This is a genomic window from Bradyrhizobium sp. WSM4873 (genome assembly GCF_055811355.1).
Window position 1 is genome coordinate 321,348 of record NZ_JBVVPS010000003.1, and the last position, 13,683, is coordinate 335,030.

Sequence of the window (13,683 nt, forward strand, 5' to 3'; positions counted from 1 at the left end):
TATTATTGCTGTGTGCGCTGCAAGATGGCGCCACGCATGGTCGACTTACGTCGTAGCCTGGTTCTTGGCCCCGGTCCTTGGCCTAGTCCTTGGCCTGATCCTTAAGCCGGCCCAGGCTTTCCTGGCGTCCCAGGACGTCCAAAACCTCGAATATGCCGGGCGACGTGGTCCGGCCGGTCAGCGCCGCCCGCAGCGGCTGGGCAACCGCGCCGAGCTTGAGACCATTTTCCTCGGCAAAGGCGCGCAGCGCGGCTTCCGCATCGGCCGCGCTCCACGTCTCGACTTTCTCCAGCGCGGAATGAAGCTGGCCGATCAGCTTGCGGTTCTCGGGCGTCAGCAGCGCTGCCGCCTTCGGATCGAGCTCCAGCGGCCGGTCGGCGAAGATGAAATAGGCGCCGTCGATCAGCTCGATCAGCGTCTTGGCGCGCTCCTTCAGGGCCGGCATGGCCTTCAGGAGCTGCGCGCGCGTGGTGTCGTTTAACTTGGCCTTAAGCTCGTCACGGCTGGGCACGACGTGGTCGAGCACGTCCTCGAACATCTTCACGAGTGATTGATCGTCGGCATTGCGGATGTAGTGGCCGTTGAGGTTTTCCAGCTTGGCGAAATCGAAGCGCGCAGCTGCGCGGCCGACGCTGGCGAGGTCGAACGCCGCGATCATCTCCTCCGTCGAGAAGATTTCCTGGTCGCCATGGCTCCAGCCGAGCCGGACGAGATAGTTGCGGAGCGCGGACGGGAGGTATCCCATGGCGCGGTAGGCATCGACGCCGAGCGCGCCGTGCCTCTTGGAGAGCTTCGAACCGTCCGGGCCATGGATCAGGGGGATGTGGGACATGCTCGGCAGCGTCCATCCCATCGCATCGTAGATCTGCTTTTGGCGGGCCGCGTTGATCAAATGGTCGTCGCCGCGGATGACATGGGTGACGCCCATGTCGTGGTCGTCGACCACCACGGCGAGCATGTAGGTCGGGTTGCCATCGCCGCGCAGCAGGACGAGGTCGTCGAGATTCTCGTTCTGCCAGACCACGCGGCCCTGGACCTGATCGTCGATCACGGTCTCGCCGGTCTGCGGCGCGCGGAGCCGGATGGTGGGCTTCACGTCGGTTGGGGCCGTCGCCGGATCGCGGTCGCGCCACAGACCGTCATAGAGGCGGGTACGCCCCTCTGCGCGCGCCTTCTCGCGCATCGCGGTCAGCTCCTCGGCGGTGGCGTAGCAGCGATAGGCCTTGCCGTCGGCGAGCAGCTGCTCGGCGACCTCGCGGTGGCGGGCGGCGCGGCTGAACTGGTAGATGACGTCGCCATCCCAGCCGAGCTCCAGCCATTTCAGGCCGTCGAGGATGGCGCCGATCGCGGCCTCGGTGGAGCGCTCCCGGTCGGTGTCCTCGATCCGGAGCAGCATCTTGCCGCCGTGCTTCTTCGCATAGAGCCAGTTGAACAGGGCCGTGCGCGCGCCCCCGATATGGAGGAAGCCGGTCGGCGAGGGAGCGAAGCGGGTGACGACGGGAGAGGTCATTCTTGGCAAGGCCTATGCATTGGAGGCGGTGGTATATAACAGGACCGGTACATAACTAAAGCCCGGCAGCGGACGGCTTAAGGCCTTGCTTAAGCCCTTGGCTCAGCGTCCCGAATTTGGCAGAAGGGCCGCTGATTTCCCTACAGGATTTTCGTAATGACAGAACCGGTGGCGAACGAGGTTGGGCGCGATTTCATTCGTGACATCATCCAGGCCGACCTCGAGCAGGCCAAATACAAGGAGATCGTGACCCGGTTCCCGCCGGAGCCGAACGGTTACCTGCATATCGGCCACGCCAAGTCGATCGCGCTCAATTTCGGCATCGCCCAGGAGTTTCCGGGCCGCTGCCATTTGCGCTTCGACGACACCAACCCGGTGAAGGAAGAGCAGGAATATATCGATTCCATCCAGGCCGACGTGCGCTGGCTCGGCTTCGACTGGGGCAAGAACCTGTTCTTCGCCTCGGACTATTTCGACCGCCTCTACGAATGGGCGGAGCAGCTGATCCGCGACGGGCTCGCCTATGTCGACGACCAGACCCAGGAGGAGATCCGCGCCTCGCGCGGCACGCTGACCGAGCCCGGCAAGAACTCGCCGTTCCGCGATCGCAGCGTGGATGAAAATCTCGATCTCTTCCGACGCATGAAGGCGGGCGAATTCCCGAACGGCGCGCGCGTGCTGCGGGCCAAGATCGACATGGGTGCGGGCAACATCAATCTGCGCGACCCCGTGCTGTACCGCATCCTGCATGCGCACCATCCGCGCACCGGGACCAAGTGGAGCATCTATCCGAGCTACGACTATGCTCATGGCCAGTCGGACGCCATCGAGGGTATCACGCACTCGATCTGCACGCTGGAATTCGAGGACCACCGGCCGCTCTACGACTGGTTCATCGAGAAGCTGCCGGTGCCGTCGAAGCCGCACCAGTACGAATTCGCGCGGCTCAACCTGACCTACACGCTGCTGTCCAAGCGCGTGCTGACCCAGCTCGTCCGCGAAGGCCATGTCGCGGGCTGGGACGATCCGCGCATGCCGACCATGGCGGGGATGCGCCGCCGCGGCGTGCCGCCGGCCGCCCTTCGCGAATTCGTCAAGCGCATCGGCGTGGCGAAGGCCAACAGCGTCGTCGACGTCGGCATGCTCGAGTTCTGCATCCGCGAGGAGCTGAACCGCACGTCGCAGCGGCGGATGGCGGTGCTGAAGCCGCTCAAGGTCGTGATCGAGAACTATCCGGAAGGGCAGACCGAGGAGCTCGAGGCGATCAATCATCCGGACGATCCCTCGGCCGGCACCCGGAAGATCACGTTCGGCCGCGAGCTCTATATCGAGCAGGACGACTTCATGGAGAACCCGCCGAAAAAGTTCTTCCGTCTGTCGCCGGGCAACGAGGTGCGGCTGCGCTATGCCTATTTCGTCAAGTGCACCGGCGTGATCAAGAACGATGCCGGCGAAGTGGTGGAGCTGCGCTGCACTTACGATCCCGCGACCAAGGGCGGCAACGCGCCCGATGGCCGCAAGGTCAAGGCGACAATGCACTGGCTGTCGGCGGCAACATCCGTGCCTGCGGAAATCCGCGTCTACAACCAGCTATTTGCCAATCCGAGCCCGGACGCCTCGAACTTCGCGGCCGACCTCAATCCGCAGTCGCTGGAAATTCTCGCTGATGGCCGGGTCGAGGCATCGGTTGCGGAAAGCAATTCGACCGAGCCGATGCAGTTCGAGCGCCAAGGCTATTTCGTCCGCGACAAGGACTCGACGCCCGGCAAGCCGGTGTTTTCGCGCACCATCGGCCTGCGCGACACGTTCGCGAAGGAAGTTGCCAAAGGCTGAGGGACCACAATGAGCGACGAAGCCGACGCGATCGTTTCCGCCATCATCGCGAAATGGTGCGCCGGCTTCGCCACGCTCGATGCGGCCGCGCTGTCGTCGCTTTATGGGAAAAATACGTTCTTCTTCGGCTCCAACCCGAAGCTCTACCGGGGCAGGGATGGCGTCGCAGACTATTTCAACGGCCTGCCGCGCTGGCGTCAGCCGAGCGCGTTGTTTTCCGAGGTGAAGGCGGCGCAGGCAGGTCCTGATCTGATCAATATGGCCGCGACCATCTCGTTCGATCTCGCCGGCGAACGCCCCGGTTTCTCGGTCAAGATGAGCTGGGTCATCATTCGCGAGGACGGCGACTGGAAGATCGTCAATCACCACGCCTCGTCGCAGGCGCCGCTGGTCTGACCCGTGGGGCACACGGCATCGTCATTCTCGTGAGAGAACGAACATGCACCTCGCGCGTTGGGGTGGGCCCAACAAGGAACCCACCATGCAGAACATCGCAGAACATATGGAAGTCATCGGCGCCGACGGCGTCCATATCGGCACAGTCGACAAGGTCGAAGGCAATCGCATCAAACTGACCAAGAAGGACAGCGGCGAGGGCAGCCACAAGGGGCATCATCACTTCATCGACAAGGGCCTCGTCGCCGATATCGAGGGCAACAAGGTCCGGCTCTCGGCCAAGGCGGACGTGGCCGTGACGATGGAAGAGGAAAAGTAGCGATCGCGCCCTTTCGTTCCTGATCCGTACCGCTATCCGCCCGCCTGCACGTTCCGGTAGCTTCTGACTTCGTTGCGTATCACCGAGTGCAGAGAATGGCGGAGCCGGGCCGGCCGCTACGGTCGCAGGGGATCGCGGGGACGTGGCCCGCGGGCCGCGCCGCGTCCGCGGGCGGCCTCGCGCCTGCAGGCCTCGACCTCTGGACATCGCTCGCCGAGACCTTGCGCGCGTGGCTACGCGCCGAGGCTGGCGCTGGGCGGCTATTGCCGTGGGTGCCCGTGGCGTTTGGCTGCGGCATCGCGCTTTATTTCTCTGCCGATCACGAGCCGGTGCTGTGGGTCGTTGCAACGACCGCCAGCGCGCTCTTGCTTGGCGCGGCTCTGTTGCGGCGGAGCCGGCTGTTCGCCCCGGCCATCATGATCGCAGCGGTCGCGGCCGGCTTTGCCGTCGCGACCTGGAAGACGGCGCGCATCGCCCACCCGGTGCTGGCAAAGTCGCTCTATTCGGTGTCGTTGTCGGGCTTCGTCGAGGCTCGTGACATCCGCGAGCGGACAGATCGTTTCGTGCTGCGCGTCACCGCGATGGAGGCGCAACGCAGCGACGTCAGGCTCGAGCGCGTGCGCCTGTCGGTCCGCAAAGGCACCGCACCGGAGGTCGGTAGCTTCGTTCAGCTGAAGGCGCGGCTGATGCCGCCGCTCGCGCCGGTGCGACCCGGCAGCTACGATTTTTCGCGTGACATGTTCTTCCAGGGCATCGGCGCCTCCGGTTTTGCAATGGGCGCAATCACGGTGGCGCCGCCGCCTGAGACCGGCGGCTTGCGGCTGCGTTACGCGGCCTTCATGCAAGGCCTGCGCGATGCGATCGATGCCCGCATCCGCGCGACGCTCGACGGTGACAACAGGGCGATCGCGACCGCGCTGCTCACCGGGCGGCGCGATGCGATCACCACGCCGGTCAACGACGCCATGTTCATCTCCGGCCTCGGCCACGTGCTCTCGATCTCCGGTTATCACATGGCCGTCGTTGCCGGTGTCGTGTTCTTCGCGGTACGCGCGCTGCTCGCTCTGATTCCGGGACTGGCGGCGGGCTTCGCCATCAAGAAATGGTCGGCCGCCGCCGCGCTGGTCGCTGCTGCGTTCTACCTGCTGCTGTCGGGCGCGGAGGTCGCGACGCAAAGATCGCTCTTCATGACGGCGGTGGTGCTGATTGCGGTGATGGTCGATCGCCGCGCCATCACCTTCCGCACGCTTGCTGTGGCTGCGCTGATCGTGCTGGCGGTCGCGCCGGAAGCGCTGGTGCATCCGAGTTTTCAGATGTCGTTTGCGGCAACCCTCGGCCTGGTGGCGCTGGTGCAGATCGGCATGCCGAATTTGTTTGCCTCGCCGGACCATTCGGCGACCGCGCGCATTGCGATGTGGGGCGGCCGCGAGATCGCGATGCTGTTCATGGCTTCGCTGATTGCGGGACTTGCGACCACACCCTACGCCGCTTTCCACTTCCACCGTGTCACGCCGTTCGGCGTGCTCGCCAATCTCGGCGCGATGCCGGTGGTCTCGGCGCTGGTGATGCCGGCGGGACTGTTGGGGCTGCTTGCTGCTCCGTTCGGGCTGGACAGCGTGTTCTGGTGGCTGATGGGGATCGGCATCGACTGGATGGTCGCGGTCTCGCGCTGGGTCGCGGCCTTGCCGGGCGCGGTCGGCCGCATCCCGGCGTTCGGAATCGCGCCGCTGATCGTGGCGAGCCTGGGAATCATCGTGCTGGGCTTGTTGCGGACGCCGCTACGCTGGTCCGGCGCCCTGGTGCTGCTGGCAGCGATCCTCTGGGGACTGTCGGCGCGGCAGCCCGACATCCTGATTGCCGGGGATGGCGCGAGCGTCGCCGTGCGGGGCAAGGACGGATATCTGCACCTGATCAGGACGAACAAGGACAGCTTTCTGCTGAGGGAATGGCTCGCTGCCGACGCCGATCCCCGCGATGCGGGCAGAGCCTCGCTGGCCGATGGCGTGTCCTGTGACGAATCCGGCTGCGTGACGCCACTGGCCGACGGGAGGCTGGTCGCGCTGGCACTCCGCGTCGACGCTCTCGCGGACGATTGCAGTCGGGCCGTGCTGGTGGTGACGACACGTCCCGCGCCGCCCGATTGCGCCGCGATGGTGGTCGATCGGCGGCGGCTCGCCAGCCAGAGCGCGCTGGCGCTGGCGCAGCGTGGCGACGGTTTTGCGGTTCAGGCGGTGAGGGCGAGAGGCACGAGCCGCCCCTGGTTGCCGGCCGGCGCCGGCGAGGGTGATTTCGACGGCAGCCTCGCGCCAAAGACGACCGCGTCCCGCATCAAGGACGCAACGCCGGCGGAGACGGACTTGCAGGCCGACGATTGATCTGATGGTGCGGAGCAACGCAGTGGATCGGTGCGTCCGCTCGGATTCGCTGGGCGCAAACTACACCATCTCGCCGGCCACGGCCGGCGATGGCGATTCAATCCTGACCTCCGACCTCGTAGCCGGAGGGCGGCTGTTTCAGCCGATCGGCAGGTGCGTGACGGTAGGCTGCCTGCTGTCGGCGATGATCTGCGCCTTGTGCTCGCGCTCGGTGACCGACTGAGTCACCGGCAGTTGCAGCACGGTCGCCCGCTGGCCTTCGACGAGCTGCGTCACCAGGACATATTTGCCGTCGGGGAATTCGATCGCGTCGTGATGGCGGTCGGGAACGTGCGGATCGATTTTGCCGAACTTGCCCACGCGGGAATTGATGGTGCGCGTCCAGATCCAGCGATTGTCGTAGCGGACGTCGTCGGCGAAGGCGAGCTCCGTTCCCGGCAGCAGGCAGACGGCAACGGACGGATCGGCTGCGGAGGCGAAGCCGCGCGTCGAGGTGCCGCGGAAGCTTGTCGTGACGATCGTCTCGCCGACTTCGGCGGGGCGCGACGCGACGGCATGTAGGCTGTAGTCACACATCGGGTGCTCCTCATGCTGGGATAGCAACCCGCGTCTCTTATCGAGGCGCAGGCCTCTATCAGAGTGGAAGCACGAAAGCTCTGCTTGGTTGTGGGCAAATCTGCGGCTGGCTTCCGCAAGCCGCGATCACATTATCTTTCCCGAATTCAATAGGAACAAAGCCCGTTGCGATGCATTCGGGAGGCGCATGCGCGAATATTGCCGGCTTGGCTGCGGCGGGCGAACTTGATCGCTGGATGGTGTTTCCTCGAACACGCGAGCCGCGACGCGGTGCCATTTGAAGCGGTGCTGTTTCGGTGCTGTTTCCTGGGCGTCGCGAGGAGCCAGCGCCGGAGGAGGGGCCGGATAGTCTGTGCAGAACCAGAACGACTATCCAGCCGGAGCGGACGATGATCCGCTCCAATCTCTGACCGGCGATGCCGGTCGGAAGCGCGCGAGGCGCCAAGCACTTCAGGTATGAAGCACTTCCGGTATCAGTACTTCCGGTAAAGCCCGATCAGCTTGCCCTGAATCTTCACCCGGTTGGGCGGCAGGATGCGGACCTCATAGGCTGCGTTGGCGGGCTCGAGCGCGATCGAGGCGCCGCGACGGCGGAAGCGCTTCAGCGTCGCTTCCTCGTCGTCGATCAGCGCCACCACGATGTCACCGGTATCGGCGCTCTCGTTGCGCTGGATCAGCGCCATGTCGCCGTCGAGGATGCCGGCCTCGACCATGGAATCGCCGCGCACTTCGAGCGCGTAATGCTCGCCGGAGCCGAGCATGTCAGGCGGTACGCTGATAGTATGGCTGCGGGTCTGCAACGCCTCGATCGGCGTGCCGGCCGCGATGCGGCCCATCACCGGCACCGCCACGGGACGCTCGCCCTCGTCAGCCGGCAGGCTGGAGCTCGCACGCACCTTGCCGAGATTGCCCTCGATGACGCTCGGCGTGAAGCCGCGTCGGCTGCCTGCGGCTGCCTGGAGCTCCGGCAGCTTGATGACTTCAATCGCACGGGCGCGGTTGGGCAGGCGTCGGATGAAGCCACGCTCCTCGAGCGCCGTGATCAGGCGATGGATGCCCGACTTCGAGCGCAGATCGAGCGCATCCTTCATCTCGTCGAAGGAGGGCGGCACGCCGCTTTCCTTCAGACGTTCACTGATGAACCGCAGAAGCTCGTATTGTTTGCGCGTTAACATCTCGACCAAAGTCCCCCGGTTGATGTCGTCCGATTCCGAGACGCTGAATTCGGCTATAAGCCGCTACATGCTCGAAACAAATCATGAACGGACACTATATGTTCGATACATGTTCCGCAACTGCTTAATTTACCGTGAACAGAGCAAAGTTCGCGGAACGCGCATTGCCGGACGCTCAGACGGGGAGCCGCAACACTTCGCAAGCCGTGCCGGCTTCGGCCTTCGGCGCGAACGGTGCGCGCACGAGAAGTACCTGTGCTGCAGCGAGATTCGCAAGCAGCGAAGAGTCCTGATGATTGACGGGAAGAACGACGCGCGTGCCATCGTCACGCTCCTCCAGATGCGCGCGCAGATAGTCCTCGCGCTGGTCGTTGGTGCCGACGTCGCGGCCGAGCACGGCGCGTTCACGGTGATGGTGAATCACCGAACGGCCCGACAGGGCGCGAATCAGCGGCACCATGAACAGGAAAGCGCACACATAGGACGACACGGGATTGCCCGGCAGGCCGATCACACCCATTGCGCCGAGCCGTCCGTGCATCATCGGCTTGCCTGGCCGCATCGCGATCTTCCAGAACGCTATCGCGATGCCTTCGTCCCGCAGCGCCTGCTGGACCAGATCGTGGTCGCCGACCGATGCGCCGCCGGTCGTGATCAGGACGTCGGCGCCGCTCTCACGGGCGCTGCGGATGCCGGCGGTGGTCGCCTCCAGCGTGTCGGCGGCAATACCGAGGTCGATGGTCTCGGCGCCCTCGCTGCGGGCGAGCGCGTGCAGGGCGTAGCCGTTGGAATAGACGATCTGGCCGTGGCCGGGCGTGGTGCCCGGCATCACCAGCTCGTCGCCCGTGGCGAGAATCGCGACTTTCGGACGCCTGAAAACGGCAAGGTGCGGATGATTCATGCCGGCGGCGAGCGCGAGGTCGCGCTCGGTGAGACGGCTTCCCTTGCGCAGGAGCACGTCGCCCTCGCGGAAATCGATACCGGCTGGGCGGATGTGCCGTCCGGCGATCGCGGCTTCCTTGATCGTGATACGTTTGCCGGCGACAACAGTGTCTTCCTGGATCACGACGGCATCCGCGCCACCGGGAATGACGCCGCCCGTGAAGATCCGTACGGCCTCGCCGGCGCCGACCCTCCCGGCGAACGGTCGGCCCGCCGCGACTTCGCCGATGACGGTGAGCTCCGAATCGATCGTCGCGGCGTCGGCCGCCCGCACCGCGTAACCGTCCATCGCCGACATCGCCTGCGGCGGCTGCGTGCGCCGCGCCGCGACGTCACGCGCGAGCACGCGATGGTAGGCCTCGTCGAGCGAAATCATTTCTTCCGGCAGTGGCTCTGCATCCGCCAGCACCGCGGCGAGCGCGTCGGAAACCGGCATCAAGGCCACGGCGAAAACTCCTGCTCGGCACGTTCGGGCGAATGTTCCGCAAGTCTTCTAGCCGAGCGCGGGCGCAGAGGCAAAAACGGGGGCAGTCATCCCGCCGCTTCGCATCGTTCCGGAAGCCGGGATCAAGCGCGTCGCGGCATGATCCGAAGAACGTGAGAGATCGGCAGGAAAGTGGTCATCGAAGCCACGAAATCACCGGCCTGCATCGATCAGCTGCCTGCCTGCCCGGATGTTACGTCGGGCGCCTTGGATCCCTTATCCTTGTCGGGCAACGGATCGGCCTGGGATTTCAGATCGGCGGCCTTGCTCACAAGCTTGGCGGAAAGATCCGAATCTGAAGTTGTCCTGGCGAATTCAAGAAGAAGAGAGGCCTGCTTGGTGAGGTAGGTCTTGCCCAACACGATGATGCATCCGTCCGTAGAAGTCCCAGCGGACTCTAAGAGTCCGGAAGGCGGTATTCCGTTCCGGGAACTCTGTACAAAAATGCACAAAGTGATCGGGTTCCTCAATTTTTTCAAAATTGTTCCCGTCGGGTTTCGCGACGACAGATAGTCGTCAGATGCCCAATGCCTTCAATGCGTTCCCGACGTCCCGGGGCGAGGTCACATGCACCGCCGTCAAGCCGCGCGCCCGCGCTCCCTCGATATTTTCGGCAAGATCATCGAAGAACACGATACGCCCGGCGGGCACGCCGATCGCCGCAACGACGTGGTCGAAGGCCTTCGCGTCCGGCTTGCGCAGGCCGATGCTGGACGACAAATACAGCTCGCGGAAATGGCCGAGGAGGTCGGCATATTCCCTCGAGAAATGGTCCACATGCGGCCGGTTGGTGTTGGAGAAGGCGTAGAGCGGGATCTGCTTCGCTGCCCGCGGCAGCAGCTCGGCGATATCAGGCATTTCGCCGGCGAAGATCGCGTTCCAGCCTTCCAGGAACTGCGCATCCGAAATGCCGATTCCGAGCGAGGCTCGCAATGAGGCGAAATAGTCCTCATCGCTGATCTTCCCCATCTCGTGCAACCGATAGGCTTCGCTGTCCCGCACATAGCGCGCGACGATGGATTCGGGCTCGCAACCGGCATGTCCCGCCCAGCAGGCGATTGCCTTGGAGAAATCGATATCGAGCACCACGCGGCCGAGATCGAACAGGAGCGCATCCGCAGCTCCGGGAGACAGCGATGTCACCTGCATCCTTTCACTCAGTATCGATATGGCTCGTGGTCGAACAGCGGAAACGCGCTGAACACACTCGGCGCGTTGGTTGCGGTCGCCTGGTGCAGGCAGGATTTGTTGACCTCGGCGAACGAGGTCGCACCCAGGAGGCCGAGACAGCGCAGCACTTCGTCCTCGAGCAGCTCCAGCATGCGCGCCACGCCGGCTTCGCCGGCGGCCGCCAACGCCCAGCATTGCAGCCGGCCGATGCCGACGAGGTCGGCGCCCGCCGCGATTGCCTTGACGATGTCGGTGCCGCGACAGACGCCACCATCGACCATGATCTTGGCGCGGCCCTTCACGGCGTCAACGATCTCGGGCAGGACATGCAAGGCGCCGCGACCGTGATCGAGCTGACGGCCGCCATGGTTGGAGACGTAGATCCATTCGACGCCGTGATCGATCGCGATCAGTGCGTCCTCTGACGTCGCGATGCCCTTGAGGATCAGCGGGATCTTGAACTTGTCCTTGATCATCTTCACGGTCCGCCACTCCAGACCCTTCTGGTAGTCGCCGCCGGTGGCGCGCAGGCGGCTCTCGCGAACGTAGCGCTTGGCGATGTCACGTTCGCGACGGCTGTAATGAGCGGTGTCGACGGTCAGGCAGAAGGCGGCATAGGCGTTCTTCTCGGCCCGGCTGACGACGTCGGCGACGAAGGCGTCGTCGCCGCGCACATAGAGCTGGTAAAGGCGCAGCGCGTCGGGCGCAGCTTCGGCGGTCTTTTCCAGGCCGGGCTCGGACACCGAACTGAGCATGTGCGCCGCACCGAAAGTGCCGCAGGCGCGTGCCACGCTCGCCGCACCATCCGGGTCGAAGATCTCGAGCGCGCCGACGGGGGCGAGCAAGACCGGCAGGCGCATCTTGCGGCCGAACTGCTCGACCGAGCCGGTGACCTTGCGGACATCGCGCAGCACGCGCGGGCGGAAGGCGATCTCGTCCAGCGCCGTGCGGTTGCGACGCATCGTGGTCTCGGTCTCGGCCGCGCCGACGATATAGTCCCAGGCATTCTGGTTGAGGTTGGCGCGGGCTTTCCGGATGAATTCATGCAGATTCTGGAACGGCTCGGTGCTGGCGCCGAGCTCGACGTTCCTTTCCGGTTGGATGCGGGGTGCCTCGTTCATTGTTATCCTCCCGAGAATTTGAAGCCTTCCCTCATCGCCTAACCCGTCCGGGGCGCCAAAACCATCCTAAAATGGCATGGCTGCGAGGCGTGGGCCGGCCGCCCCCCGCTGCGCACGAACCGGGTCCTGCAACGTTGCCGAAAGTTTAGGTCCGGACGAGGGGATTTTTACGGTGTACCCGCCGGCGTGGCATCCCGGCCTTGAAGAAACCAGAATGGTATTGTGAGAAGCAGGCTGGATCGCCATTTGCATGGCGGCTCTCCAGCCCCACCGAACCGCGAAGCAAAAAGGCCAGCCTATTCATGCGGAAAACCCTGCTGTTTCCACTGGGCGCGCTCACCGGAGCGTGTCTGACCCTTTTGGTAGCCAGTCCGCACGGCGGCGTATGGGCGGCACGGGCGGCAGCGAGCGCGGATGACGCCTATTCCAAGCTCAATTTGTTCGGCGAAGTGTTCGAGCGGGTGAAGGCGAGCTATGTCGAGAAGCCCGACAATGCCAAGCTGATCGAAGGCGCGATCACCGGCATGGTGACCTCGCTCGATCCGCACTCGCGCTACATGAACGACAAGGCCTGGACCGAGATGCAGGAGACCACCTCCGGCGAGTTCGGCGGGCTCGGCATCGAGGTCACGATGGAGGAGGGGCTGGTCAAGGTCGTCTCGCCGATCGACGACACGCCGGCCTCCAAGGCCGGCATCATGTCCGGCGACCTCATCAGCAAGATCGACGGCGATGCCGTGCAGGGCATGACGCTCGAGCAGGCCGTCAACAAGATGAAGGGGCCGGTCGAGACCCAGACCAAGCTCACGATCGTGCGCAAGGGGGCCGACGCCCCGCTCGACGTCGCGATCAAGCGCGAGATCATCCATGTGCGCCCGGTGCGCTTCCATGTCGAGAACGGCGATATCGGCTATATCCGCGTCACCTCGTTCAACGAGCAGACCACCGATGGCCTGAAGAAGGCGATCGCATCGATCGCCAAGGAGGTTCCGCCGGAGAAGCTGGTGGGCTACGTGATGGACCTGCGCAACAATCCAGGCGGATTGCTCGACCAGGCCGTATCGGTGTCGAGCGCGTTCCTGCAGCGTGGCGAGGTCGTCTCGACCCGCGGCCGCAATCCGGAAGAGACCCAGCGCTTCACCGCGCATGGTGGCGACCTCACCAAGGGCAAGCCGCTGGTGGTTCTCGTCAACGGCGGCTCGGCCTCGGCCTCGGAGATCGTGGCCGGCGCCCTGCATGACCACAAGCGCGCGACGCTGATCGGCACGCGCTCGTTCGGCAAGGGCTCGGTGCAGACCATCATTCCGCTCGGCACCGGCAACGGCGCGCTGGCGCTGACCACGGCGCGCTACTACACGCCTTCGGGCCGCTCGATCCAGGCCCAGGGCATCGCGCCCGACATCGAGATCCTCCAGGACGTGCCGGCCGAGCTGAAGGGCCGGATGGACACCATGGCGGAGTCCCAGATGCGCGGTCATCTCCAGGCGGCCGATGGCACCGAGCAGACCGGGTCGCAGTCCTATGTCCCGCCGGAAGCCAAAGACGACAAGGCCCTGCATACGGCCTACGACTTCCTGCACGGCCAAACCGCGAATGCGGTCGCCGCCAAGCCGGCGTCGAAGGCTGCGGTGCCGAACTAATTGATCGCCTGTCGAGATGCCGCAGGGTGGGCAAAGGAGCGTAAGCGCCGTGCCCACCGGTTCTGCATCCGCGGCGAGACAAGAGGTGGGCACGCTTCGCTTTGCCCACCTACGAAGCGCTTCCTCACACATTCCAACGGAT

General features: G+C 64.7%; 12 protein-coding genes. 5 read left to right on the forward strand and 7 right to left on the reverse strand.

Annotation, left to right across the window (positions count from 1 at the left end; genetic code table 11):
* Positions 1 to 82: 82 nt before the first annotated feature.
* Positions 83 to 1,510: a glutamate--tRNA ligase gene (gene gltX / locus AC0L21_RS08185; protein WP_473259993.1), complete on the reverse strand. Its 1,428-nt coding sequence runs from the start codon at positions 1,508 to 1,510 to the stop codon at positions 83 to 85.
* Positions 1,511 to 1,666: 156 nt separating this feature from the next.
* On the opposite strand from gltX, the gene AC0L21_RS08190 reads away from it, so the two are divergent.
* The 4 genes from AC0L21_RS08190 (at position 1,667) to AC0L21_RS08205 (ending at position 6,433) form a co-directional block, all read left to right on the forward strand.
* Complete coding sequence (locus AC0L21_RS08190; protein WP_473259995.1) at positions 1,667 to 3,343, forward strand: glutamine--tRNA ligase/YqeY domain fusion protein; 1,677 nt, start codon at positions 1,667 to 1,669, stop codon at positions 3,341 to 3,343.
* 9 nt (positions 3,344 to 3,352) lie between these two features.
* Complete coding sequence (locus AC0L21_RS08195) at positions 3,353 to 3,739, forward strand: nuclear transport factor 2 family protein (RefSeq protein WP_473259998.1); 387 nt, start codon at positions 3,353 to 3,355, stop codon at positions 3,737 to 3,739.
* An 85-nt stretch (positions 3,740 to 3,824) separates the two neighbouring features.
* Positions 3,825 to 4,058: a DUF2171 domain-containing protein gene (locus AC0L21_RS08200; RefSeq protein WP_007610829.1), complete on the forward strand. Its 234-nt coding sequence runs from the start codon at positions 3,825 to 3,827 to the stop codon at positions 4,056 to 4,058.
* A gap of 95 nt (positions 4,059 to 4,153) precedes the next feature.
* Positions 4,154 to 6,433, forward strand: a complete 2,280-nt coding sequence (locus AC0L21_RS08205) for a ComEC/Rec2 family competence protein (protein WP_473260000.1) — start codon at positions 4,154 to 4,156, stop codon at positions 6,431 to 6,433.
* A gap of 138 nt (positions 6,434 to 6,571) precedes the next feature.
* Here the strand turns inward: AC0L21_RS08205 and AC0L21_RS08210 are convergent, their stop codons facing one another.
* The 6 genes from AC0L21_RS08210 to AC0L21_RS08235 all read right to left on the reverse strand — a co-directional run bounded on the left by AC0L21_RS08210 (position 6,572) and on the right by AC0L21_RS08235 (position 11,901).
* Entirely contained in the window at positions 6,572 to 7,009 is a 438-nt protein-coding gene (locus AC0L21_RS08210) for a hypothetical protein (protein WP_473260002.1), read from the reverse strand.
* Between the two features lie 473 nt (positions 7,010 to 7,482).
* Positions 7,483 to 8,184: a transcriptional repressor LexA gene (lexA, locus tag AC0L21_RS08215; protein ID WP_106945054.1), complete on the reverse strand. Its 702-nt coding sequence runs from the start codon at positions 8,182 to 8,184 to the stop codon at positions 7,483 to 7,485.
* Between the two features lie 175 nt (positions 8,185 to 8,359).
* Entirely contained in the window at positions 8,360 to 9,571 is a 1,212-nt protein-coding gene (locus tag AC0L21_RS08220) for a molybdopterin molybdotransferase MoeA (RefSeq protein ID WP_473260004.1), read from the reverse strand.
* A 209-nt stretch (positions 9,572 to 9,780) separates the two neighbouring features.
* Complete coding sequence (locus AC0L21_RS08225; protein ID WP_473260006.1) at positions 9,781 to 9,972, reverse strand: hypothetical protein; 192 nt, start codon at positions 9,970 to 9,972, stop codon at positions 9,781 to 9,783.
* Between the two features lie 154 nt (positions 9,973 to 10,126).
* The gene (locus tag AC0L21_RS08230) at positions 10,127 to 10,759 is read right to left on the reverse strand and encodes an HAD family hydrolase (protein ID WP_473260009.1); all 633 of its coding nucleotides are present in this window, start codon (positions 10,757 to 10,759) and stop codon (positions 10,127 to 10,129) included.
* 8 nt (positions 10,760 to 10,767) lie between these two features.
* A complete protein-coding gene (locus AC0L21_RS08235) occupies positions 10,768 to 11,901 on the reverse strand; it encodes an alpha-hydroxy acid oxidase (RefSeq protein ID WP_473260011.1) in 1,134 nt (377 codons plus the stop codon).
* Positions 11,902 to 12,203: 302 nt separating this feature from the next.
* Between AC0L21_RS08235 and AC0L21_RS08240 the strand changes: the two genes are divergently transcribed.
* Positions 12,204 to 13,541, forward strand: coding sequence for a S41 family peptidase (locus AC0L21_RS08240; RefSeq protein ID WP_473260013.1), 1,338 nt, complete (start codon positions 12,204 to 12,206; stop codon positions 13,539 to 13,541).
* Positions 13,542 to 13,683: the final 142 nt, after the last annotated feature.

Excerpts from the sequence above, each read along its gene's own strand:
- gltX (WP_473259993.1), bottom strand. The coding sequence starts at position 1,510 with ATGACCTCTCCCGTCGTCACCCGCTTCGCTCCCTCGCCGACCGGCTTC.
- AC0L21_RS08190 (WP_473259995.1), top strand. The coding sequence starts at position 1,667 with ATGACAGAACCGGTGGCGAACGAGGTTGGGCGCGATTTCATTCGTGAC.
- AC0L21_RS08195 (WP_473259998.1), top strand. The coding sequence starts at position 3,353 with ATGAGCGACGAAGCCGACGCGATCGTTTCCGCCATCATCGCGAAATGG.
- AC0L21_RS08200 (WP_007610829.1), top strand. The coding sequence starts at position 3,825 with ATGCAGAACATCGCAGAACATATGGAAGTCATCGGCGCCGACGGCGTC.
- AC0L21_RS08205 (WP_473260000.1), top strand. The coding sequence starts at position 4,154 with ATGGCGGAGCCGGGCCGGCCGCTACGGTCGCAGGGGATCGCGGGGACG.
- AC0L21_RS08210 (WP_473260002.1), bottom strand. The coding sequence starts at position 7,009 with ATGTGTGACTACAGCCTACATGCCGTCGCGTCGCGCCCCGCCGAAGTC.
- lexA (WP_106945054.1), bottom strand. The coding sequence starts at position 8,184 with ATGTTAACGCGCAAACAATACGAGCTTCTGCGGTTCATCAGTGAACGT.
- AC0L21_RS08230 (WP_473260009.1), bottom strand. The coding sequence starts at position 10,759 with ATGCAGGTGACATCGCTGTCTCCCGGAGCTGCGGATGCGCTCCTGTTC.
- AC0L21_RS08235 (WP_473260011.1), bottom strand. The coding sequence starts at position 11,901 with ATGAACGAGGCACCCCGCATCCAACCGGAAAGGAACGTCGAGCTCGGC.
- AC0L21_RS08240 (WP_473260013.1), top strand. The coding sequence starts at position 12,204 with ATGCGGAAAACCCTGCTGTTTCCACTGGGCGCGCTCACCGGAGCGTGT.